At 54.8% G+C, this 21,800-nt stretch carries 23 protein-coding genes; 4 read left to right on the top strand and 19 right to left on the bottom strand.

Translation table 11 applies throughout. The annotated features are described in order from the left end of the window. Positions 1-35: 35 nt before the first annotated feature. From ACEWL3_RS17080 to ACEWL3_RS17040, 9 genes are all read right to left on the bottom strand, one after another. On the bottom strand, positions 36-881 hold the full coding sequence (locus tag ACEWL3_RS17080; RefSeq protein ID WP_386182192.1) for a mechanosensitive ion channel family protein: 846 nt from the start codon (positions 879-881) through the stop codon (positions 36-38). 10 nt (positions 882-891) lie between these two features. After that, positions 892-1,200: a 4a-hydroxytetrahydrobiopterin dehydratase gene (locus tag ACEWL3_RS17075; protein ID WP_386182194.1), complete on the bottom strand. Its 309-nt coding sequence runs from the start codon at positions 1,198-1,200 to the stop codon at positions 892-894. Beyond that, on the bottom strand, positions 1,197-2,384 hold the full coding sequence (locus tag ACEWL3_RS17070; protein ID WP_386182196.1) for a GNAT family N-acetyltransferase: 1,188 nt from the start codon (positions 2,382-2,384) through the stop codon (positions 1,197-1,199). The genes ACEWL3_RS17075 and ACEWL3_RS17070 overlap by 4 nt, the downstream gene beginning before the upstream one ends. 46 nt (positions 2,385-2,430) lie before the next feature. Then, the gene (locus ACEWL3_RS17065; protein ID WP_386182198.1) at positions 2,431-3,192 is read right to left on the bottom strand and encodes a glycerophosphodiester phosphodiesterase family protein; all 762 of its coding nucleotides are present in this window, start codon (positions 3,190-3,192) and stop codon (positions 2,431-2,433) included. Then, on the bottom strand, positions 3,189-3,647 hold the full coding sequence (locus ACEWL3_RS17060; RefSeq protein WP_386182200.1) for a RidA family protein: 459 nt from the start codon (positions 3,645-3,647) through the stop codon (positions 3,189-3,191). Before ACEWL3_RS17060 ends, ACEWL3_RS17065 begins: the two co-directional genes overlap by 4 nt. A 71-nt stretch (positions 3,648-3,718) precedes the next feature. Then, entirely contained in the window at positions 3,719-5,029 is a 1,311-nt protein-coding gene (locus ACEWL3_RS17055; protein WP_386182202.1) for an HlyD family type I secretion periplasmic adaptor subunit, read from the bottom strand. Then, positions 5,026-6,762: a type I secretion system permease/ATPase gene (locus tag ACEWL3_RS17050; protein ID WP_386182203.1), complete on the bottom strand. Its 1,737-nt coding sequence runs from the start codon at positions 6,760-6,762 to the stop codon at positions 5,026-5,028. The genes ACEWL3_RS17055 and ACEWL3_RS17050 overlap by 4 nt, the downstream gene beginning before the upstream one ends. Before the next feature lie 177 nt (positions 6,763-6,939). Beyond that, entirely contained in the window at positions 6,940-7,776 is an 837-nt protein-coding gene (locus ACEWL3_RS17045) for a PhzF family phenazine biosynthesis protein (protein WP_386182205.1), read from the bottom strand. A 95-nt stretch (positions 7,777-7,871) separates the two neighbouring features. Next, complete coding sequence (locus tag ACEWL3_RS17040) at positions 7,872-10,082, bottom strand: transglycosylase domain-containing protein (protein WP_386182206.1); 2,211 nt, start codon at positions 10,080-10,082, stop codon at positions 7,872-7,874. 257 nt (positions 10,083-10,339) lie between these two features. On the opposite strand from ACEWL3_RS17040, the gene ACEWL3_RS17035 reads away from it, so the two are divergent. After that, positions 10,340-10,678 (top strand): P-II family nitrogen regulator, encoded by a 339-nt coding sequence (locus tag ACEWL3_RS17035; RefSeq protein WP_386182208.1) that lies wholly within the window; start codon positions 10,340-10,342, stop codon positions 10,676-10,678. 28 nt (positions 10,679-10,706) lie between these two features. Further along, positions 10,707-12,014 carry an ammonium transporter gene (locus ACEWL3_RS17030; RefSeq protein WP_386182210.1) on the top strand — a complete coding sequence of 436 codons (1,308 nt, stop codon included), beginning with the start codon at positions 10,707-10,709 and terminating at the stop codon, positions 12,012-12,014. 77 nt (positions 12,015-12,091) lie between these two features. Here the strand turns inward: ACEWL3_RS17030 and ACEWL3_RS17025 are convergent, their stop codons facing one another. From ACEWL3_RS17025 to smpB, 6 genes are all read right to left on the bottom strand, one after another. Continuing rightward, on the bottom strand, positions 12,092-13,276 hold the full coding sequence (locus ACEWL3_RS17025; RefSeq protein ID WP_386182211.1) for an amino acid aminotransferase: 1,185 nt from the start codon (positions 13,274-13,276) through the stop codon (positions 12,092-12,094). After that, on the bottom strand, positions 13,276-14,130 hold the full coding sequence (gene sseA / locus ACEWL3_RS17020) for a 3-mercaptopyruvate sulfurtransferase (protein ID WP_386182213.1): 855 nt from the start codon (positions 14,128-14,130) through the stop codon (positions 13,276-13,278). The genes ACEWL3_RS17025 and sseA overlap by 1 nt, the downstream gene beginning before the upstream one ends. A 92-nt stretch (positions 14,131-14,222) precedes the next feature. Continuing rightward, positions 14,223-14,495: a hypothetical protein gene (locus ACEWL3_RS17015; RefSeq protein ID WP_386182215.1), complete on the bottom strand. Its 273-nt coding sequence runs from the start codon at positions 14,493-14,495 to the stop codon at positions 14,223-14,225. A gap of 121 nt (positions 14,496-14,616) precedes the next feature. Next, the gene (locus ACEWL3_RS17010; protein ID WP_435001249.1) at positions 14,617-14,817 is read right to left on the bottom strand and encodes a glutathione binding-like protein; all 201 of its coding nucleotides are present in this window, start codon (positions 14,815-14,817) and stop codon (positions 14,617-14,619) included. A gap of 84 nt (positions 14,818-14,901) precedes the next feature. Next, entirely contained in the window at positions 14,902-15,261 is a 360-nt protein-coding gene (locus ACEWL3_RS17005; RefSeq protein ID WP_435001247.1) for a glutathione S-transferase family protein, read from the bottom strand. Next, positions 15,254-15,742, bottom strand: coding sequence for an SsrA-binding protein SmpB (gene smpB, locus ACEWL3_RS17000; RefSeq protein WP_386182221.1), 489 nt, complete (start codon positions 15,740-15,742; stop codon positions 15,254-15,256). The genes ACEWL3_RS17005 and smpB overlap by 8 nt, the downstream gene beginning before the upstream one ends. A gap of 195 nt (positions 15,743-15,937) precedes the next feature. Here smpB and ACEWL3_RS16995 point away from each other — a divergent pair, with 195 nt between their 5' ends. Further along, positions 15,938-16,621, top strand: coding sequence for an SGNH/GDSL hydrolase family protein (locus ACEWL3_RS16995; RefSeq protein WP_386182223.1), 684 nt, complete (start codon positions 15,938-15,940; stop codon positions 16,619-16,621). Between the two features lie 14 nt (positions 16,622-16,635). Here ACEWL3_RS16995 and ACEWL3_RS16990 read toward each other — a convergent pair whose 3' ends face one another. After that, positions 16,636-17,454 carry a sulfotransferase family protein gene (locus ACEWL3_RS16990; RefSeq protein WP_386182508.1) on the bottom strand — a complete coding sequence of 273 codons (819 nt, stop codon included), beginning with the start codon at positions 17,452-17,454 and terminating at the stop codon, positions 16,636-16,638. A gap of 144 nt (positions 17,455-17,598) precedes the next feature. Between ACEWL3_RS16990 and ACEWL3_RS16985 the strand changes: the two genes are divergently transcribed. After that, a complete protein-coding gene (locus ACEWL3_RS16985) occupies positions 17,599-19,176 on the top strand; it encodes a DUF5928 domain-containing protein (protein WP_386182225.1) in 1,578 nt (525 codons plus the stop codon). Positions 19,177-19,234: 58 nt separating this feature from the next. Here ACEWL3_RS16985 and ACEWL3_RS16980 read toward each other — a convergent pair whose 3' ends face one another. The 3 genes from ACEWL3_RS16980 to ACEWL3_RS16970 are packed head-to-tail and all read right to left on the bottom strand — an operon-like array spanning position 19,235 to position 21,504. Next, positions 19,235-19,864, bottom strand: a complete 630-nt coding sequence (locus tag ACEWL3_RS16980; protein ID WP_386182227.1) for a DUF1523 family protein — start codon at positions 19,862-19,864, stop codon at positions 19,235-19,237. A gap of 14 nt (positions 19,865-19,878) precedes the next feature. Beyond that, positions 19,879-20,145 carry a hypothetical protein gene (locus ACEWL3_RS16975; protein ID WP_386182229.1) on the bottom strand — a complete coding sequence of 89 codons (267 nt, stop codon included), beginning with the start codon at positions 20,143-20,145 and terminating at the stop codon, positions 19,879-19,881. A gap of 3 nt (positions 20,146-20,148) precedes the next feature. Next, positions 20,149-21,504, bottom strand: coding sequence for a DUF6638 family protein (locus ACEWL3_RS16970; protein WP_386182231.1), 1,356 nt, complete (start codon positions 21,502-21,504; stop codon positions 20,149-20,151). Between the last annotated feature and the right edge of the window lie 296 nt (positions 21,505-21,800).

Below are 21,800 nucleotides of genomic sequence, written 5' to 3'. Positions count from 1 at the left end.
GCCAATGCGATGGCCTGCCGCCTTACACCAATACGCTACTCTGCCGCCTGAACGATCGTGCGGGTGGGGAACGGAATGTCGACGCCCCCCGCATCCAACGCTTCTTTGACCTGCCGCGTCATATCCGCCTTGAACGCAAAATAATCCCCCGCGTCACACCAGACACGCACCAGAAAATCGACAGAACTGTCGCCAAGATTTGTAACCTGAATAAACGGATCGGGGTCGGCATGTGCGCGCGCATCGGCCATAATGGTTTTGCGAATTATCTCCTCCGCGCTTTTCAGATTGGCCCCATAGCCAACGCCAAACGTCCATTCAGCGCGCCGCGTTTCGTTCACGGAATAGTTGGTGATGACGTTCCCCCAAACCTTGGAATTTGGCACAATCACCTGAACATTGCTGAGATCTGCCAATTCGGTAAAGTTGAGGTTGATCTGTTTGACCGTTCCCATTTCTCCGCCGATATCCACAAAATCGCCGATTTTGATGGGCCGGAACATGATCAGCATCACACCCGCTGCGACATTTGAAAGCGTGCCTTGCAGGGCCAGACCAATTGCCAAACCTGCCGCACCGATAAGCGCTACAACTGATGTCGTTTGAACACCAAAAGTGTTCAGCACAAACAGCACCGCGAATCCCAGCACGACATACCGCACGATGGACGCAAGAAAATCGAACAACATCTCATCCAGATGTTTGTGTTTCTTTCCAAGGTGCTGCACACGACGTTGCAGCCAGGCTGACACGATCCAACCCACCAGCAGGATCGCAATGGCTGCAAGGACCGACCCCACTGCGCCGGCCAAGAATTCAAGTGTCAAAAGATCGCCAAGGGTCTTGCCCTGCCAAAGCTCAGTATTCATTAGATTTTGCATGTGTATTCCGTCAGTCTTTCTTGGCCTCGAACAAGCCGTCCATTTTGCGCGCCAACTTGACGTCAAGCGTGCTTAAGCCATCAACATCATGGGTAATCAAGGTCACGTTCACCTTGTTATAGACATTGATCCATTCTGGATGATGGTTCCATTTTTCCGACCATATCGCCACACGGGTCATCCAGCCAAACGCATCTGCAAAATCGGGAAACTTAAACGTTTTGTGGATGGCATCACGCCCCTCTTCCATCTCCCAGCCAGTGTCAAAAAGCGGCTGTAGTAACGTGTTTCGGGTTTCGTCGCTTAATCGTTCTGTCATTCCTGCTCCTCAACTTGGGCGCGTCTAAATGGCCCATAATCTGTCAAAATCTCAATCTCTTCGTCAACGGCTGCACGTTCTGCCGCCAGATAATCACCAATCGCATTGGCAAACCCCGCGTCCCGCATCCAATGCAGCGACCAGGTCGGCGTTGGCAAATAGCCTCGCGCCAGTTTGTGCTCGCCCTGCGCACCAGCTTCAACCGTTTTGAGCTTGTATGCGATGGCAATATCTATCGCCTGATAGTAACACAGCTCGAAATGCAGGCAGGGATGATGCTCAGAGCAGCCCCAATACCGACCATACAACGCATCAGCACCGATAAAGTTCAGGGCCCCCGCCACATATTCACCGTCACGCTTTGCCAGAACCAAAACGATATCGTCACGCAGTGTTTCATGGGCGATATCAAAAAACGACCGCGTCAGATAAGGCGTCCCCCATTTTCGCGCGCCCGTGTCCTGATAAAACCGCCAAAAAGCATCCCAATGCTCCGGTTTGATCTGATCACCGGTAAGGACCCGAATGTGTCCCCCAAAGCTTTGGGCCGTCATGCGTTCTTTGCGAATGTTCTTTCTTTTGCGCGAGTTAAGGCTGCTCAGAAAGCCATCAAAGTTGACATAACCATCATTGCGCCAGTGAAATTGCTGGCTCTTGCGCGGCATCAACCCCAGTTCTTTGGCGACTTCAACTTCATCTTCGGTGCAAAAGGTTACATGCAAAGACGACAAATTGTTTGATTCCGTAAGCTGAATGGCACCTTGAACAAGCGCTGCCATCCCGGTTTCTTCAAACCCGGGACGGGTAAGAAAACGCCGACCTGTCACGGGTGTATGTGGCACCGCGATTTGCAGCTTTGGATAATACCGTCCCCCCGCGCGCTCATAGGCATGCGCCCAGTTATGGTCAAAGATATACTCACCCTGCGAATGCGATTTGACGTACATCGGGGCCACTGCAATAACCTGACCCGCAACCGTGGCAGTCAGATATTGTGGCTGCCACCCCGTACCGGGGCCGACGCTGCCACTTTTCTGAAGTGCCGCAAGAAATCGAAAGGTGGTAAATGGATCGCGCGCGCGCGCGCCACTCTGCGCCTCGGGGCATGCGCAGGCATCCCAATCGGCCTGCCCGATATCGGCAAGCTCAGGCACCACCCTAATCTCTACGTCCTGCGCACTCATATTATTTCCTGCCTTCGTGCCTTATCTGTGGCTTACCCGCGCAGGATCAAGCGGTAAGGGCGGCGCGGTAGCCCTCAAAGGTAATATTGTCGGCGATCTGGCGCGCGATCTTTTCTTCTTCAACTGTCCGAACGGTCCAGCAACAGATCATTGCGCCCAGTGCTTTTAATTCGGAAACGCGTGCGCGCGTCAGATCATCGACCTCGTGGCTGATAAAAGATGCGCCGACCCGATCATAATCGGGAATGCCACGCAAACGGTCGCAAGTCGTCTTGGACAACGGCCATTCGTCGTAACGGTAGGCGCTTGTGACCAAACCGCGCGGCACATCCGGCACCAGTTCAGCCATTCTTGCAACCGCATGAGGGTTGAATGACATCACGGCCACGTCGCCCTCGTATCCCCGCACGGCCGCAGCAGTTGCTTCTTCAAGCGGACCGATCGCGGGGCCCATATCGCCGTCCTGGTCCTTTATTTCGATCACCAAGGGGACGCGGCCTGCGACCAGATCAAGCACTTCTGGCAAGGTCGGAACACCCTCTTCGCCACCGGTCAGGTGGATCTGGGCCAGTTCATCAGCACGACACGACCGTATGGTACCTTTTGCGCCTGTCAGCCGGTCCAGCGAATAGTCGTGAAACACCATCGCCGCGCCATCCGCGCTGAGTTGAACATCGATCTCAATACCATATCCGGCCGCAATCGCAGCCCGAACGGCAGCGCGGCTGTTCTCGGGACGTCCATCACGCACGTCGTGCAATGCGCGATGAGCCAACGGTCGATCATAAAACGCATGCGGCAAACTCATTTGATCTCAAAAATGCCTTCAATTTCAACTGCAACGCCAAATGGCAAGGACGCGGCAGAAACCGCCGAACGGGAATGACGCCCCTTGTCGCCCAGCGCCTCGACCAAAAAATCAGAAGCGCCATTAATCACTTTGGGCTGGTCGGTGAACTCAGCTGTGGAATTCACAAAACCGGTCAGCTTGATCACCCGGACCAACTGCTCAATATCGCCGCCACAGGCTGCTTTGACCTGCGCAAGCAAACTGATCACACAGGATTTTGCTGCCGCTGCCCCAGCATCAACGTCCATATTCTCGCCCAACTTGCCCGTGATGAACCCATTCGGGCCATTTGATATCTGCCCCGAGACATAGACGATATTACCCACCGTCACGAACGGTACATAATTCGCAGCGGGTGCAGGTGCATCGGGCAAAGTGACACCCAATTCGGTCAGACGTGCGGTGATGTTCATGGCGTATTTCCTTAGCGGTTTGAGGTTTATCAGACGCTATCCGGGATAGGCGAGATGAGAAAGAGGCAGGATCAACTTTCGCGAAAAGCGCGCGCAAAATAATCTGCCATCGGCTTGATCAGGTAAGCCATAGGCGATCTGTCCCCCGTCCGAATGAACGCTTCAACTGGCATACCGGGCAGCAGAATGATACCCGCGGCCAGCTTTTCCATCTCACCGGGGTTCAACGTGATTTCCGCCCGATAATATGATAACCCAGTTTGTTCCTCTTCTATCGCATCAGCAGAGATTTGCATGACCTGCCCCAAGAGCTCTGGCGTGGTTCTTTGGTCCAGCGCGGACATGCGCAGTTTTACTTGCTGACCGATTGCAATCTGATCGATGTTGGTCGGGCTGACACGCGCCGCGATAACCAGCGGGCGGTCTTGGGGGACCAGATACAACACCGGATCTGCCGGGCGCACGACGGAACGCGGCGTCTGGACCTGCATCGCGTACACGATGCCCGACACGGGCGCACGAATATCAAGCTGATCGATCTCTGCCTTGAGCGCGCTACGCTGTTCCACCAATTCCAGCTCGCGATAGCGAAGATCGCGCAGCCGAGTGATCGCTTCTTCGCGGCCCGCAGCGCCAAGTTTTAATACCTCTATAACAATTTCAGTGGCCCGCCCTTGCGCTTCTGCCTTGCTGGCCGACAATTCGCCAATCCGTCCTTCCAATCTTGCTTGTTCACGCTGCAACGACAACACAACCGATGCCTGGGCCAAGCCGCGGTCCAACAGCGATTGCTGATTGCTCAACTCTTCTTCAATCAACTCAAGCTGACGGGCAATCGACGCCTCTTGCGCATGAATACCGGCAACCTGCGAGCCGATTTGATCACGGCGCTTGCCCAGTTGATCAATCTCTTGCACAACGGATGCGCGGCGCGCCTCAAACAAATTGCGCTGCCCCCCCATCAGTTCCTGCACATCCGAGTTTATCGCGCCGACGGCGATCAGCTCTTTTTCAAAAACCATGACGTCCGATTCATCGCGCTGTGCCTCAAGGCGTCCTCGTCGGGCCATCAGTTCAAACAATTGGCCTTCCGTAATGGCCAATTGCGAGGCCAAAGTTTGTGGATCAAGCTGGATCAACAGGTCACCGGCCGCCACACTGTCGCCCTCATCCACCAGAATTGCCGCCACGACACCGCCCTTTTCGTGCTGAACAATCTGACGGTTCCGGTCGACCTCAATCTTGCCGGATGCGACAATTGCGCCAGCGATCTCAGTCATCATAGCCCAGGTACCAAAACCACCGAATAGCAGCGCCAAGCACAACAGACCGATCATGACCTGGCGTTTTGCAGACCAGCGTTCGTCAGGTGTTTCGTTCATGTCACGCCTCCCGCATCAACGGGTGCCTGTTTGAGCTGTTGATGGTTCTTGACCATGCCTGCCAGAACCTCATCTTTGGGTCCAAAGGCCATGCGCATCCCGTTGTCTAGGACCAACAGCGTGTCACATTCCTGAATGGCCGCAGGTCGGTGTGCCATGATCAAAACCGACCGCTTGTTCGCTTTCATCTGCCGGATCGCTTGGTTCAGAGCCTGTGACCCAATGTTATCGAGATTTGAATTAGGTTCATCCAGCACCACAATCATGGGATCGCCATACAGTGCACGGGCGAGGCCGATCCGCTGCATTTGGCCACCAGACAGGCGCACCTGACCCGATCGTATCTGAGTGTCATAGCCTTGCGGCAGCTCAAGGATCATCTCGTGTGCTGCGGCCATTTTGGCCGCGGCAACAACTTTCGTATCATCGGGCGTGTCGGAGAGCCGGGCGATATTTTCGGCAATGCTGCCATCAAAAAGCTGAATGCGTTGCGGCAGATACCCGATGTGACGTCCCAAGGTTTCTGGCCCGTATTGATCCAGCGCTGCACCATCCAATCGGACAGATCCACCAGCAGGAAGCCAGACTCCCATCAAAGCCCGCGCCAGGGTCGATTTGCCAGAACCGGATGGCCCGATCACACCGACAGCCTGACCCGGCTCAACCTCGAAATTGACCGACTTGAGCGATGCCTGTTTTTCACCTGGTGGAACCACGGTCAGCCCCTTGGCAGTCAGCTTGGCACGTGGCTGCGGCAATGCAGTGCGCGTCGCCTCAAGGGCAACCATCCCCAAAAGCAGCACAAGGTTTTCCCACCCGATACGCCCTCTTTGCACAACAGGCCATTGGTTAAGCGCCATCTCAACAGGGGCCAGCGCGCGACCCAACAAGATTGACCCTGCAATCATCGCGCCCGGTGTCATCTGGTCTTGCAGCACCAGCCATGCGCCCAGCCCCAACATGGCGGACTGCAAAAACAGGCGTAGTGTCTTGCTCATTGACGTAAATGTGCCAGTAACATCCGTGGCACGAACGTGTTGTTCCAATGCCTCGCGACGCGACTTTTGCCAGCGGTCAAAAGCGGCAGTGCGCATGCCCATGGCCTGCACCATTTCCGCTTCGGACCTGATCTGATCCGAAATAGCGACAGCCGTCTGACTGGCGATGCCCGCCCTGGCCTGGCTGCTACTCGACAACCCCTGATTTGCAACCGTAATCAGAATTAATATCGCGGCACCACCCAACGCCATCCATCCCAAGAACGGATGGAACACAAAGATCGTCGCAAAGAAAATTGGCGACCACGGAATATCAAAGGCCGCCATAAGCACTGGGGATGTGATCAACCGCTGCACTGCTTCCAGATCGGCCAGACCCGCGTCGGTTTTAACATCCGGTGCCACCGCAGATTTGCGCACGACAGCATCAAATACGCGGCGATCCAGATCAGCCTGAAAGCGCGCACCTACCCGCGCCATGATCCGGCCGCGCGTATGATCCAGAATGCCCATCGAACCATACAGAAACACGACCAGAATCGACAGCGCGATCAACGTCTCTTGTGAACCAGAACCCAGAACTCGGTCATAGACTTGCAGCATGTACAGCGGTCCCGTCAGCATCAACAGGTTTGCAAACAAGCTGAACAGACCGACCACCCAAAACAACGTCCAGCTGCGGCTGCACACATTGCGCAACTCACTCTGCCCACGTTTGATGACCTCGTCGCGCATTGGAACCTTCATTAAGTGGCGGTCAACAACTCGCTGTCATCTGTCATCTGTCAGCGCACATGTCCGCATAAGGGGATAGTGCGATGGGTGTTAAATCTTCATTGCGCTTTCGATTAGTATCTGGATTTTTTTCGAAAAATTTAAGTCAGTCCACTTGCCGGGACATATGGTTGCCGGTCACATCCACCTGACAGCGCCACTCACACGAACAGACGCCCCGGGCGTTCCTGTCACATTCACCGTCAACCTTGATGGGGCACCCATATCCATTCCCTGACTGATCTCGAATGAACCGCCTGTGCGCAATCCATCCCAATTAATGTCAACCAACGCGCCGCCCAAAGCGGCAGCGGCAGCGCCGGTTGCAGGGTCCTCGACCACCCCACCGCTGGCGAACGCATTGCGCGCCTCAAAAAGACGCGGCCCGTCGATGTAAAGCAAACTAACGGTAACCAGAGCATGTTCGGCCATCAGCGCGCGCATCGCTTCAAATGGATAGGACATCTGCCCAAGCTTGGTGCGGTCCTTCAGGGTAAGAATGGCGTGTTTGACCCCTGCAAAGGCCAATGTTGGTGGCAACATGGGATCAAGGTCCTCACCCGTCAGAGCAAAGAGCGATAGCAACTGCACACCCAATTTGTCATCCAATTGCCTTGACCATGTTTCAGGTGACTGGAGCGCAGCCTGCCAAGTACCGTTTTTCTCTATCGCCTCAACGGTGATCTTTGCGTCCCGCAGGTTCAAATCAAACTGTCCTGCCCCCTTTTGCGCACCCAGCGCGGCCCCCAGTGCGATTGTGGCGTGGCCGCAAAAAGCGACCTCACCGACAGGCGCATAATACCTGACGCGCCAGGCATCGCCCTCTGGGGTGGCGAACGCGGTCTCGGAAAACCCAAGCTCTGCAGCGATAGATTGCATCTGATCGGGGTCAGGCAGGTGGTCTGAAATGACAACGCCGGCGGGATTGCCGCCGCTGCCGTCTGACGAAAAAGATGCGATGCGAAGGGGTGTCATGGGGGACCTCATTTTCTGAACAATCCCCTGATGACACAAACACCATCCAATCAAAAACGACCGTATGTGCGGCGTTCAATCACAATTTGTGATGCTCAGCGGTCTTCACCACGCACCGGCGTGTTTTTTTGACCCCCACCCCCAGAAGAGGGACCAAATATCTCGCGCAGCACCTGATCGATCAGTGTGCCCCTGCCATTGCCGACTGGAATGGGATCAGAGGCGACTTGCTGTTCGCCTTGGCCACTTGCAGGGCTCGGCAGGCTCATTGGCAGATCGCTGAGCGGGACACCCTCGTGCACACGGCTCATCGTTTCACGCCATATCTCAGTTGGCAGACCACCACCTGTCACGCCCTTGAGGGGTGTGTTGTCGTCATAACCCATCCACACCCCGGCAACATAATCCGCTGAAAATCCGATAAACCAGGCATCTTTGGCGGCTGAGGTCGTTCCCGTTTTCCCTGCCAGTTGGCGTCCGCCAAATTGACCGCGTTGGCCAGTGCCTTTGGAAATGACCTTTTCCATCATGTAAACCAATTGGCGCGCGGCCTCTTCCTGAATCACACGTTCACCGATGCCGCCACCGGTTCCCATCAAAGGCTCATTATCGCCCATCAGTCGCAAATCAATCAGACCGTATGGCGTAACTGATGACCCCCCGTTCAGGATACCGGCATATGCCCCCGTCATTTCAATCAAGGTACTTTCGGATGCACCAAGCGCCAACGCCGGTCCTGCGGCCAGGTCATTCTTTATGCCAAACTGAAGGGCAACCTGACTGACCAATTCACGCCCAACGCTTTCAGAAACTTTGACGGCAGGAATGTTCAGCGAATTCTTGAGGGCGTCGGTAAGCGTCACCAAACCTTTGAAATTATTGGTATAGTTTCGTGGGCACCACTTGCCAGAACCGGGAATGTTCAAACAATACGGTTCATCATCAATTAGATCATTTGGTGAATACCCCAGATCAAGCGCTGCGGCATAGACAAACGGTTTGAATGCGGAGCCTGTCTGGCGCAGGGCCTGCGTCGCGCGGTTGAACGCACCTGCCACCTTGCTTTTGCGACCACCGACCATGGCGCGCACGGCACCGTCTGCCGACATGACGACGATGGCGGCCTGCGCCTTTGACCCTTCGCGCACCTTATTCTCGAAAACCCACTTCAACCCATCCTCGGCGGCGCGCTGGATACGCTGATCAAGGGTGGTTTTGATGATCACATCTTCGGTGGTGTTGCGGGTAAAGAATTCAGGACCCGTCGACATGACCCAATCGGCGAAATACCCGCCCGCCTTGGCCTCGGCAGCCTCTGACAATTCGGCCGGATTGGCTTGGGCCGCGTCCGCCTCTGGTTGTGTCAGATAGCCCTGCTCGCGCATCAACCGAATGACCGTGGCAGCGCGGTTTTGCGAACGATCAAGGTCGGATGTTGGGGAAAAACTGCTAGGCGCGGTCAGCAGACCGGCAAGCATGGCTGCTTCGGCTGCATTCACCGCTGCGGCTGGCTTGCCAAAGAACCGCTGCGCCGCGGCCTCAGCGCCGTAGGCACCGCCACCCATATAGGCTCGATTTAGATAAATCGACAGGATATCGTCCTTGGAATACTTTGCCTCCATCGCCATGGCATAAAGCGCTTCTTTGGCCTTGCGCTGGATGTTGCCCGCGCGGCAACTGCGCTCATATTCCGCTTCTGTCTGACCGGAGGACGGGTCGAACGGCTCCCCGAAACAAATGAGCTTGGCGACCTGCTGTGTGATGGTGGACCCGCCATGGCCAGACAACGGACCGCGCCCTTCGCTGAGGTTGATGCGGATCGCCGACGCGATACCACGCGGGCTGATCCCGAGATGCCGATAGAACCTTTTGTCCTCGGTGGCGACCACCGCGTTCTTCAGGTGTTTGGATACGCTGTCAGCGGTTACAACACCGCCGAATTGATCACCCCGCCACGCAAAGACATCACCGTTTCGATCCAGCATTGTGACCGATCCACGCGCACGGCCATCCAACAGGTCATCAAGCGCGGGCAGAGTTGTATAAAAATATCCAATCGCAACCGCCAGAACGACCATGCCAATCGCAGTAAGCCGCCATGTAATCTTCCAGATCAGTCCGAATACCCAGCCCACAAAAGCGTTGAGCAGACCAATGATACCGCTGCGTTTTGGCCGTTTGGCCCGTGCCGGTTTACGTTTCGCCGGTGCTTTGCCTTTTGGTGCCTTTTTCGGAACAGCCGATCCTTTTCCAGGATACCGCTTGTCCGCCACCAAAGGGCGCTTACGCTTGGATGAATCACTCATGAAATTGCCTGCCCGGCCTGATTTTTACGGCATCCTAACCTGACCCAGCGCGATTGTTTAGCGTCCCATTGAACAAACAGCGTCAATTTTTCGACTATTTTTTAATCACATCCACAAGTGTGTCTAATATTTAAGCACGCCATGCCAACTTTGGGCATGTTTTGGCCACCCACCGCTTTCAAATTCAGGTCCTGCCAGGTTTTGCTGCACCTGCACAATGCAGGGCGCTCCTGCCAACCGGAAGAGGTATCCAGAAGGTGAAACTCATCATTGCAACTATTAAACCATTCAAACTGGAAGAAGTACGTGAGGCGCTGACAGACGCTGGCGTGCGCGGGTTGATGGTGACCGAAATCAAGGGCTTTGGCGCACAGTCAGGCCATACCGAAATTTATCGCGGTGCCGAATACGTCGTGAACTTTGTTCCCAAGGTCAAATTGGAATTGGTCGTCTCGGATGGAGTTGCCGATCAGATGATCGAAGTGATCAGCCGCACGGCAAAAACCGGCAAGATCGGTGACGGAAAAATCTTTGTCATCGATGTGGAACAGGCCGTCCGCGTGCGCACAGGCGAAACCGGCGATGACGCCATCTGACCCCTCTGCATTAAGAAAGAATATATCCATGAAAAAACGATACATCATTCCCATGGTCACGGCGCTTGCACTGGTACCGACACTGGGGGCAGCGCAGGATGCAGAATTTGCAACGCTGGCCGATACAACCTTTATCTTTAACACGCTGCTCTTTTTGATCGGTGGCTTTCTGGTTTTTTGGATGGCTGCAGGTTTTGCAATGCTTGAGGCCGGCCTCGTCAGATCCAAGAACGTGACGACCCAGTTGACCAAGAACATCGCGTTGTTTGCGATTGCTGCGATCATGTATTGGCTCATCGGCTATAACATCATGTATCCCGGCGACGGCAACTGGATCATTCAGGATGTTTTTGGCAGCATTGGCACAAAGGATATCAAGTCCGAGATTGATGCTGGCGGCTATTCCAACGCATCTGACTTCTTTTTCCAGTTGATGTTCTGTGCAACCACAGCCTCCATCGTGTCCGGCACATTGGCCGAACGCATCAAACTCTGGCCCTTCCTGATCTTCGTTGTTGTGCTGACAGGCGTGATTTACCCGATCGAAGCAAGCTGGCAGTGGGGTGCAGGTTTCCTTGCCAACATGGGCTTCAGCGACTTTGCCGGTTCTACGCTGGTACACGCGGCTGGTGGCTTTGCCGCGCTTGCGGGTGCGATTGTGCTGGGGCCGCGCCTTGGTAAATACAACAAGGAAGGCCGTGTGATACCGATGCCGGGTTCAAACCTCGCCCTTGCGACACTGGGTACGTTCATTTTGTGGCTCGGCTGGTTCGGCTTTAACGGCGCATCCCAGCTCGCAATGGGTACAATCTCTGATGTGGACGCCGTCGCACAGATCTTTGCCAATACAAACATGGCTGCCGCCGCTGGTGCCGTTGCCGCGCTGATCCTGACACAGATGCTTTATGGCAAGGTCGACCTTACCATGGTGCTGAACGGTGCGCTTGCAGGTCTGGTGTCAATCACTGCCGGTCCACTTGACCCGACGCTGTTTGGGGCGCTTTGGATTGGTGCTGTGGGCGGGGTGATCGTTGTCTTCGCCGTACCCTTCCTCGACAAGCTCAAGATCGACGATGTGGTCGGTGCGATTCCGGTTCACCTGATCGCGGGTTTCTGGGGCACCTTGGTGGTACCGGTCTATACCGCCGACACGTCCTTCGTGACACAGATCATTGGCTTTGGTGCAGTGGGTGGTTTTGTGTTCATCGTCAGCTTTATAGTCTGGACGATCCTGAAAGCCACGGTGGGTATCCGCGTCAGCGAAGAGGCAGAGATCAACGGATTGGACATGTCAGAGCTGGGCATGGAAGCCTATCCTGAATTCTCAAAAGGCTGATGAGCCAACATGAGACATGAAAAAGCCCGGACGTTATGTCCGGGCTTTTTTGCATCTGGGTAATAGGCGCGCCACGCCTAGATACCAACGTCGAGGATTGCTTTCGCCAGAATTGGCACCGTTTCGCTGTTCAAACCCGCGATGTTCATGCGGCTGTCACCGATCATGTAAATTCCGTGTTTGCTGCGCAGTTCTTCAACCTTTTCCGGTGTCGTGCCAAGGCGCGAGAACATGCCACGGTGCTGCGCGAGAAAGCCAAACCGATCTGACCCAGACAAACGCTGCAATTCACCCGCAAGCTGTGTGCGCAGACCAAGCATGGCGGTACGGACATCTTCCAACTCTGCCATCCAATCACTGCGCAACACGTCGTCATTCAGGATCATCGTGACAATCCGCGCCCCGTGATCAGGCGGAAAACTAAAGTTCTGGCGGTTCAAAAACGCCAACGTCGCTTGGTTCAGGTCATGCGCTGACGCATCCGCAGCGATGGCCAGCAAAAGCCCGGTGCGTTCGCGGTAAATACCAAAGTTTTTGGAACAGCTTGCTGCAATCAGGCATTCTGGCACAGCAGCCACAACCTTGCGCGTGGCGGCGGCGTCTTCTTCCAATCCATCGCCAAAACCCTGATAGGCAATGTCGATCATCGGGGTGGCCCCGGTTTCAAGCAGCACCTTGATCACCGCATCCCATTCGGACGCATTGAGATTGGCACCGGTCGGGTTGTGGCAGCACCCGTGCAGCAAGACGACGTCGCCTTTCTCTGCCGTTTTCAGGTCTGCGATCAAACCGTCAAAATCAACGCCACGTGTTTCATCGTCGAAATAGCGATAGGGTACCGCCTCAATCCCAAGATACTTCAGGATCGACAAGTGGTTGGGCCAGGTAGGATCAGACACAAATACCCGCGCCTCTGGCCGCGCCATCTGAATCATCTCAAACCCCTGACGCACCGCCCCAGTGCCCCCCGGCGTGGCGGCCGCAGCAATGGTGTTACGGGGCACTGCATCGTCCAGTATCAGCGCAATCATCGCATCCGCAAACGCCGGATCACCCGCTAGACCCGTATACACCTTGGAGTTCTGAGTTTCCCACAACTGGTGTTCTGCCGCCTTTACCGCGCGCATCACTGGTGTCAGGCCAGTCGCGTCTTTGTAAACGCCAACCCCCAGGTCCACCTTCGTGGCACGAGGGTCGTCTTTGTACATCTGCATAAGCGTCAGAATTTTGTCAGCAGGCTGCGCCTTGAGCGTCTCGAACATTATGCTTCTCCGGTTGCGACGGGCACTGTGGGAAACATGCCCCATTCGGACCAAGAGCCGTCATAAAGGGACCAATTCGCATGCCCCATACGTTCCAGTGCCAACGCCAGAATGGCCGCCGTCACGCCGGATCCGCATGAAGTGATAACGGGTTTGCCCAGATCAACACCCGCCGCCTCGAAAGCTGCGCGCGTGGCATCGGGGGACTTCATCGTTTTGTCGTCGTTCAACAGCTCGGTGTATGGCACATTGCGCGCACCGGGAATGTGCCCTGCGCGCAGACCCTCGCGGGGCTCAGGCGCATCACCGCGGAACCGTGCTGCAGCGCGGGCATCAACAATCTGCGGATCGCCAAGCTTTGACGCATGGGCGACCTGCGTGACATCGCGCACCAGATGGTTTTGCAAACGCACCGTCATATGGCGATCACGCGGGATCGGCGGCATATCTTCGGTCGCATACCCTTCTGCGATCCACTTTGGCAGGCCACCATCCAGAACAGCAACGTTGTTCTGTCCCATCAACTTGAACAGCCACCACACGCGCGCCGCAGAAAACAAACCATCGCCGTCATAGACAACGACCTGATGGCCGTCACCAACCCCCATGGCGCGCATGCGCGACATAAACTTTTCAACCGGCGGGGCCATGTGGGGCAAATCTGACCGTGCATCTGAAATATCATCAATGTCGAAAAACCGCGCGCCTGGGATATGCGCCGCGTCATATTCCGCTTTTGCATCCCGGTCCGTATCAGGCAGGTACCACGATGCGTCCAGCAAACGCAGATCCGGGTCTTTGAGATGCTTGGCCAACCAGTCAGTTGAAACCAGTGTTTTGGGATCATCGGTCACAGGAAGCCCTCTTTTGTCAGGTTTCCTATTGCCTACCGCCGCTAGTTCAGGCTGGCAAGTCCGGGTGACGCTGTCGCGCCGCCCAAAGTCACTTATTTCTCCATCATGTTTTTAACGATGCCAACAATCGCCAAAACAACGGCACCTCCGACGCCGCCGCCAGCAACCTGACTGATGATACTGCCGATATTCAGCCCACCATCTGCGGCACCTGCACCCAGACCACCAAGGATCGCCGCACCCAGACCACCGCCCACGACGCCCGAGATTGAGTTGATCAAAGTACCTTGGTCGAGCTGACCCAGAGTTTTACCAACAACATTACCACCAACAGCGCCCGAAAGGAGACCAATAACAAGTTCCATATTTCCATTCCCTTTGGGGCCGTATTTTTATGATGCCGCATGTGGCCCCAGCTTGCAGCGCATTCAGCACTAGGGCGGGCGGATGATGTGACAAAGGGGAAAAAAGGTGCCGTTAACGCATTTACCGCATCACAAAGGGATCGGTTGCGGTCAAAGAGGGGCGGTTGCACAGCTGTGCCCACCAAGCTGACAGAGTAGGGTGCTTGCTCAATAAATCTGCGGCCTTAGGAACCTTTGCGAAATAGGCGATCATTGGTGACAGATGGATATCTGCCAGGCTTATGTCGTTGCCATTGAGTTGCAGCCCTTCCGCGGCGATCAAGTCCAACGTCTGCAAACAAGGCCGAGACCGCTCCAATCCTGTGACAACTTTGTCCGGGTCAAACTCTTCGCCCAAATGTGGCCGCTAAAAACCGTGCGAAAACACCTCTTTTACCATCGGTTGATAGCCATAGGCATCAATGATACCGATCACCTGCAGCATCCGCGCGGTGGCTTGGGCATCTTCGGGCCGCAATGCCTGGCCGGCAGTCAAATCATCAAGATACCAAATAATCGCGGCTGTTTCTGTCAGCGCAAACGCCCCGTGCCGCAAAACAGGAACCCGACCAAACGCCGTATGACGAGACAGCTCAGCATCAGGTTCTGCGGCAAAAGGATTGGCCTCAACATAGGCGGCTTCAAGTCCAAGTTCCAAAAATTCCATCCGCAAAATGCGCGTGCAAACGCTATACCGAAAGCCGATCAGAGTAAGCCGATCATCCATGATCTTTGAGTAAACGTGCCTTTTGCCGTGACCAATCACGCTTGGCGCTTGTATCGCGCTTGTCATGGTTTTTCTTGCCCTTGGCGATGCCAATTTTGATCTTGGCTTTGCCGCGATGGTTAAAATACATCACCAGCGGTACCAGCGTCATCCCCTTGCGCTGGGTCTCATTCCAAAGCCGCGACAATTGTTTGCGCGAGACGAGCAGTTTGCGACGGCGGCGCTCCTCGTGCGAAAAGGTCTTGGCCTGCGCGTAGGGTGCAATATACCCATTCACCAGCCACAGCTCGCCATCCTCAACCGCAGCATAGCTCTCAGCGATATTGGCCCCGCCCATGCGCAGGGATTTAACCTCCGACCCTTCCAGCATGATCCCACATTCAAGATCATCCTCAATTGCATAGTCATACCGCGCCCGGCGGTTTTCAGCGATCACCTTGTAATTGGGATCAGATTTGGAGGATGATTTTACTTGACTCATAGTGTTGATCTAGGCCGCCATGGCACTTCGCGCAAGGCTGCTTTACAAGGCAATTGCCATCTTTGCCCAACCAGGACTCAACACTCTTCGCCACATTTTTGCCACGAAATTGTACTAATTTTGACAGAATCTAAGTCTGCCACACACGCACCTGCCCGCGCATCAAGCGCTGCTGCGTCAAAAAGGATAAACGTAATGCTGCTCGTTCGCCTGTGCGCCGCACTGGCCCTTTGTTTAATGATAACCACCCCCGCCACAGGAGAAAGCCCGATGCGGGTTCTGGTGATGGGGGATTCGTTCATGACCTCAAATAGTTCCGCCAAAAAATCGCTCCCACACGTGTTGTCCGGCCTGCTGCGCACCAAAGTCAAAAGCAGAGCTGTGGCAGGGGCTCGGCATCTTTATGCGCTGCCAATCTCGGGTGGATTGGGGATGAATATTTCCAAACAATACCGCCCCGGAAAATGGGATTATGTGGTGATGAACGGGGGCGGCAATGACCTTTGGATGGGCTGCGGATGCGGCAAATGCACCCGCAAAATGGAAAAGCTGATATCCAGCGATGGGCGCAAAGGGGCGATACCTAATTCAATTGCGCGCGCCCGCCGGGATGGTGCAAAGGTCATCTACGTCGGATACTTGCGCAGCCCCGGCAGAGGATCCCCAATCGAGGCATGTAAGCCATTGGGGGACAAACTCGAAGCGCGCATCGCAAAATTGGCTGCGCTGGACAGTGACATTACGTTTGTCTCGCTGGCCGACATGGTGCCTTTCGGCGACGCAAGTTTTCACGCCCTTGATATGATCCACCCGTCACCCAAAGGCAGTGCAGCCGCTGCGCGTAGGGTGCTGTCCGTCATTCAGCCGAACCCGTCATAAGCCCGCCGGGGACTTCAGTCGCCCAATTTTGCGTGCACCTCGGCCAAGTCAATCTCACCGACGGGCATCTTGTTGCCCGGATTCTCAAAGTCATATTTGAACAAGTCAAAATCACGCTTATAAATTTCGCGCACCAGATGCATCGACAGATCATCAAAATAATCCTCAACAGGATGCGCCCGCTTGGGTCCATGCCCTTCGCTTTCGTTAAAGCGGGGGATGTCGGCGAGGGTCACCTTGTGCGGTGTTTCGATGGCGTCCATGACGTCCTGCATCCCCTCGTTGAAACTTTCGGTCCAGACGATCTTGTCATAGGTACCGCCATTGATGATGAAAGTACTCACATGCCCCGACTGCGCTGACCAATGAATGTCAGGGTCCATGGGACGGCGCCAGCGGATGGTGTCACGGGCAAACAGCAAAAACCGCCGGAATGATGCGATCTGGTCAAATTCCTGTTTACCATCCTCGCCACCGACCTCGATCCCATACTTTTGGATCAGCAACGGCACCAAATTGCCGCGGTAACGCTTCCCGTTACGCTGAATCCCGCAGATTTTGTCGAAGAATGACGACAGGATACGCGTGTAGGGATTACGCACACAGGTGAACGCGTAAGACTTGTGGTTGATCACATTCTGGGTGATCGGCTCTTGCGAACCATCCAGCGCCCATTTGTGTAAACCAGCCTTGGCATCGTGAATATCACCATCAAAAAAACCACCATGGTCAGAATAAAACATAATCTGTCCGATGCTGGAACAGGCGCATTTCGGCACCACGCGGTAAACCACGCTTTCGCTCTCTGTCATCCACGTTCCGGGGAAACCCATGCTCATTCGCCTCCTGCTGGCCCTGACTGTTTTTGGCAACAGTTTGGCTCTGCTACAAAAAAGCAAATAAATGGTGTTTATTCAATCGGTCTTCATCATTATCTAGGTAAACAAACCAAGGTAAAGGGTCAGTTCGTTTCCAAAATGGCAAAAATCGCCTACATTCTGCTTTGTCACAAGGATCCGGTCGCCATTATTCGGCAGGCGGAACGTTTGACGGCGGTCGGCGATTATATGTCGATCCACTTTGATGCCTCTGCAAATCCTGAGCATTTCAAAAAGATTAAGGCGGCCCTCGCGAACAATCCAAACGTCACATTTGCCCATAAGCGGATCAAATGCGGATGGGGAGAATGGTCGCTGGTTCAAGCCACACTTTACGCCGTTGAATCCGCCGCCAAAACCTTTCCGCGTGCCACACATTTCTACATGCTGTCTGGCGATTGCATGGCGATCAAATCGGCCGAATACACCCATCAGTATCTGGATGAAAACGATGCCGATTTCATCGAAAGCTTCGACTATTTCGAAAGTGACTGGATCAAAACAGGCTGGAAAGAGGAACGCCTGATTTACCGACATTGGGTGAACGAGCGCGCCCACAAAAGACTGTTCTACGCCATGTTCGAAGTGCAAAAACGGCTGGGCCTGACCCGAGAAATTCCGGCAGATTTGCAGATCCAGATCGGCAGCCAATGGTGGTGCTTGCGCCGCCGCACCGTCGAATGGCTTTTGCACTTCGTAAAGCAGCGCAAGGATGTCGTCCGCTTTTTCCGCACGACCTGGATCCCGGATGAGACATTTTTTCAAACATTGGTACGCCACCTCGTGCCCGAGGATGAAATACGCACCCGCACGCTGACTTTTCTCATGTTCACCGACTACGGGATGCCGGTCACGTTCTACAACGATCACTATGACCTGCTCATGGCACAGGATTACCTGTTCGCCCGCAAGATCAGCGCGGAAGCGCAGGATCTCAAGCGGCGTCTGGGACTGCTTTATGCGGCCGAAGGTGTCCATTTTCAGATCAGCAACGAAGGGCGCAGCCTGTTCAAATTCTTGTCGGGGCGGGGCCGTATTGGGCGCCGCTTTGCCACTCGGTTCTGGGAAACCGAAAGCACCTTGGGTCGCGAACGAGAATTGCTGATCGTAATCTGCAAGAAATGGCATGTGGCCAAACGCGTGCTCGACCGGATCCGCCAGGTCACCAATGTTCCGGCAATCGAATACATCTTTAACGAACAAGACACGCCTTTGCCCGATTTGGGTGGCATTCAAAACACTCTGGAAAAACGGACGCGCCACCGCCGTGCGCTGATGCGGATGTTGTTTGATTATTTTGAAACCGACCGCCTCATTGTGTGCATGGATCCGGAAAATCTGGACCTGCTGAATGATTTTGCGTCGGACCGGTCCGTGACGCGCATGCTTGAAATCGAATGCCAGTTTTCCGATGATTATTTGATCGGCCATGCAATGCGTGTGGGCCTTGCAGGGGAACAGACATCCCAAGACACTTTGGAACGCCTCTTGCCCACCATCCGCAACGACATGGTGCATGAAAGTGACCAGATCAGAGATTCTGGTTTCGAAAACCACCTGCGTTTGCGCGAAAACGCGTCAGAGGACCAGAACGCGGAAATGCTGAGCCAATTCTTGGCAATACCGCATGAAAAGGCCCGAGAGATTGCGTCAACGGATTACCTCTTTGCGGATTGAAGTGCGGCGCAGACCAAGAAGTCGCGCGGCATAAACCACTGACGCCAGATTTCTTCCTTCAGGGCTTCTTGCGCCACGTCCCCAACCAGCGGGAAAACCGTCCGCTTTTTTCGGCAAAATCATCCTCAATCGCTTCAAGCGTCGGGTCAATCCGGGCCATTCTGAATCTGCGCCACCGCACCCAGATCGCGTAAACAATCGCGAAAAACAGCGTCAGTATGATGATGTTGAGCCACGGAATTCCCTTGGACGAATCTGGCCCCTCCACCGCTTGGATCGAAATCGCATTGGGAAAAATCGTCAGAAATTCATTGCGCCAGCCATAATGCTTGAGCGCCACATAGGTCGGTGCCCCGGTGGTTGATTTGGCGTCCGCCGCCTCAGCCTGCAAGTTTGAGGTGTCAAATTTGAAATAGGGCGGCCAGCCCCAGCCGGTATCCTCGTTGCGATAGACCATGACGTCACCTTTGGCCCGCCGTGTCTGGATAAAGAACACATCGCGGTTGACCGCGGCACCGTCCGTTCCAATATCGGCTTGCGCCCAGAAAATCGAATTCTCACCAAAATCGATCCGCTTTTCATAAGTGTCGGTCACCCGCACAATATCGACCTGCGGCAGCGTGTAATGAAAGAACGCCCCAATCAGCACCCAGACTGTGATCCAGAAGACCCATTTAACTATCGCCATCACGAGGTTCCTTCTTACGAAAAATTGGTCAGATAGATGATCACGCTGATCAGCACCACAGGTACAATATAAACACCCCAAATCAATTTACGACGGATCGAGTCATCGTATCTTTCAAGGCCGCGCCGCACAAACGTCTCCCGGTCTACCTTCCGTGGGCCATCCTCCCATTTCTTGCGCAACTTGCCGCGCCTGACGGCACGCGAATAAAGTGACAAGCAGACAAAGATCACCGTCAGAACGACGAACCCCATTACCACCAATCGTGCCAGTGCAAGCATCGCCTATTTCCCCCTCACCGCGCCCCACGGACCAACCCGGGCAATCATATCCGACACCGGGTCCGGTTTTGCAGGTATTGGTTCTTCGAGCGGCGCATCATGACCAAAAAGCGCCCTGCGCGCGCCCGCTTTGTCCACCTGATACTCGGCCACAAGGAAATCAGCAACATAGGCGCGCTTGTTATCCGGCCAACCCGCATAGGTGCGGTAAAAGAGTTCCTTGTGACAGATGAACATCTGCCGTGCGTCTTTGGGCGCAAGTTCCGCCAGCAGCATGTTCACCAGTGCTGCGTCCTTTGTATCAGATGCCCGCAAGGTATAGAAATACGCCGGATGGTCCGATGAAATACGTGGCCAAGCCCCACCATTCTCTGCCCAGTTCACCAAGGCTGCCAGCGCGTGAAATTCGGCAGGCAGCTTGTCGCCATGGTCCCGCGCCAGCCGCCGCATATCGGCCCGCGTGGCCCCGGTCAGGTCCACGCCTTGATCGGCCACCGCATCTACCAGAATGAAATCCATCTTTTGCCGCAGGATCGCGGCGGCATTGATCCCACGCGCCTCAGTGATGGCTTCGGTCAACCCGTTATATTCGAAAAACTTGGCAATCTGGTTTCGGTTGCTTGCGTCAAACACATATTTGATCGGCAGATCATCCAACCCATCCTTACCCGCTGGCGCAATCAACGCCGGGTGTTCCACGTCCTGAAAAAGATACAGCCCGCCAAAATGTGCCGTCCAGAAATTGCGCTGATCAAAGGTCATTTGCTTCAGCTTTACAGGATTGCGCACCACATCCCCGGTCTTGCCCGCCAGCGTGATCATCTCGGCAATCAGTACATCGTCGAACCAGCCATCGGGTTCCGTCTTGAATCGGTCCACCAGATCGCCCAGCTTGGCCGCGTCACGTACCGTGCCCGCCGTCGTATCCGCCTCAACCTTGATCCGTCTTATGTCAAACAGCCGCTTTGGCGTGGACACATCATAAACCGAATTCACCAATTCCCCCGCCACCGCATCGCGTGCCGTCAGGGCAAACAGTTGCGCTTCGTTCTCTTTGAAAAACTGCTGCAAAATACCCCGCGAGGTCGAGAATTTGGTGTTGAGCAGCGGTGCGGTGCACTGCTCCATGCTCAGCAAAATAAACTGCCGGTTCACGCCTGCGTGGTTGAGGTAGAGGTGGTCACTCAACTCATCGCCAACCTCGGGCGAGTAGCCAGAAATATCGACGTGGAAATCTGTTTGTTCGGTACGCTTGCCCGTCAGATGATGCAGCGCACGGTTATAGCGGTCGACCAGCGCAGGCGAGTCCACATGGAAGAGATTGCCGAACATGAGGCCGTGTTTGATGAGGCGTTTCATAATTGCGTAGGGTGGGTGAAACCCGCGTGTACTTTATCGCAGGGGAAGTGGGTTTCACCCACCCTACGCAGTCCAAAAGCCGATGCCCGTATTGATCGAACAAATAGAAATTCCATAGATCAGTAACCCTCACAAAAATCGAGTGCTTCGAGAGGCTTTAGGTCCCTTTTACCTTCGAACTCTATTTCTATTGCCCTTAAGCAGGTACGAAAGGGACTGTAATAGACGACAATTATTGCGGCTAAGACTAGTCCAACAGCCACGATTAGCGCCTGATAGATTTCTAACCTCACCCC

This window comes from Sulfitobacter sediminivivens, from assembly GCF_042611115.2.
Taxonomy (GTDB): Bacteria; Pseudomonadota; Alphaproteobacteria; order Rhodobacterales; family Rhodobacteraceae; genus Sulfitobacter; species Sulfitobacter sediminivivens.
The sequence above is the reverse complement of the archived record's forward strand: the minus strand, read 5'-3'. Positions and strand labels throughout refer to the sequence as shown.

Excerpts from the sequence above, each read along its gene's own strand:
- ACEWL3_RS17080 (WP_386182192.1), bottom strand. The coding sequence starts at position 881 with ATGCAAAATCTAATGAATACTGAGCTTTGGCAGGGCAAGACCCTTGGC.
- ACEWL3_RS17075 (WP_386182194.1), bottom strand. The coding sequence starts at position 1,200 with ATGACAGAACGATTAAGCGACGAAACCCGAAACACGTTACTACAGCCG.
- ACEWL3_RS17070 (WP_386182196.1), bottom strand. The coding sequence starts at position 2,384 with ATGAGTGCGCAGGACGTAGAGATTAGGGTGGTGCCTGAGCTTGCCGAT.
- ACEWL3_RS17065 (WP_386182198.1), bottom strand. The coding sequence starts at position 3,192 with ATGAGTTTGCCGCATGCGTTTTATGATCGACCGTTGGCTCATCGCGCA.
- ACEWL3_RS17060 (WP_386182200.1), bottom strand. The coding sequence starts at position 3,647 with ATGAACATCACCGCACGTCTGACCGAATTGGGTGTCACTTTGCCCGAT.
- ACEWL3_RS17055 (WP_386182202.1), bottom strand. The coding sequence starts at position 5,029 with ATGAACGAAACACCTGACGAACGCTGGTCTGCAAAACGCCAGGTCATG.
- ACEWL3_RS17050 (WP_386182203.1), bottom strand. The coding sequence starts at position 6,762 with ATGCGCGACGAGGTCATCAAACGTGGGCAGAGTGAGTTGCGCAATGTG.
- ACEWL3_RS17045 (WP_386182205.1), bottom strand. The coding sequence starts at position 7,776 with ATGACACCCCTTCGCATCGCATCTTTTTCGTCAGACGGCAGCGGCGGC.
- ACEWL3_RS17040 (WP_386182206.1), bottom strand. The coding sequence starts at position 10,082 with ATGAGTGATTCATCCAAGCGTAAGCGCCCTTTGGTGGCGGACAAGCGG.
- ACEWL3_RS17030 (WP_386182210.1), top strand. The coding sequence starts at position 10,707 with ATGAAAAAACGATACATCATTCCCATGGTCACGGCGCTTGCACTGGTA.
- ACEWL3_RS17025 (WP_386182211.1), bottom strand. The coding sequence starts at position 13,276 with ATGTTCGAGACGCTCAAGGCGCAGCCTGCTGACAAAATTCTGACGCTT.
- ACEWL3_RS17015 (WP_386182215.1), bottom strand. The coding sequence starts at position 14,495 with ATGGAACTTGTTATTGGTCTCCTTTCGGGCGCTGTTGGTGGTAATGTT.
- ACEWL3_RS17005 (WP_435001247.1), bottom strand. The coding sequence starts at position 15,261 with ATGGATGATCGGCTTACTCTGATCGGCTTTCGGTATAGCGTTTGCACG.
- smpB (WP_386182221.1), bottom strand. The coding sequence starts at position 15,742 with ATGAGTCAAGTAAAATCATCCTCCAAATCTGATCCCAATTACAAGGTG.
- ACEWL3_RS16995 (WP_386182223.1), top strand. The coding sequence starts at position 15,938 with ATGCTGCTCGTTCGCCTGTGCGCCGCACTGGCCCTTTGTTTAATGATA.
- ACEWL3_RS16990 (WP_386182508.1), bottom strand. The coding sequence starts at position 17,454 with ATGGGTTTCCCCGGAACGTGGATGACAGAGAGCGAAAGCGTGGTTTAC.
- ACEWL3_RS16985 (WP_386182225.1), top strand. The coding sequence starts at position 17,599 with ATGGCAAAAATCGCCTACATTCTGCTTTGTCACAAGGATCCGGTCGCC.
- ACEWL3_RS16980 (WP_386182227.1), bottom strand. The coding sequence starts at position 19,864 with ATGGCGATAGTTAAATGGGTCTTCTGGATCACAGTCTGGGTGCTGATT.
- ACEWL3_RS16975 (WP_386182229.1), bottom strand. The coding sequence starts at position 20,145 with ATGCTTGCACTGGCACGATTGGTGGTAATGGGGTTCGTCGTTCTGACG.
- ACEWL3_RS16970 (WP_386182231.1), bottom strand. The coding sequence starts at position 21,504 with ATGAAACGCCTCATCAAACACGGCCTCATGTTCGGCAATCTCTTCCAT.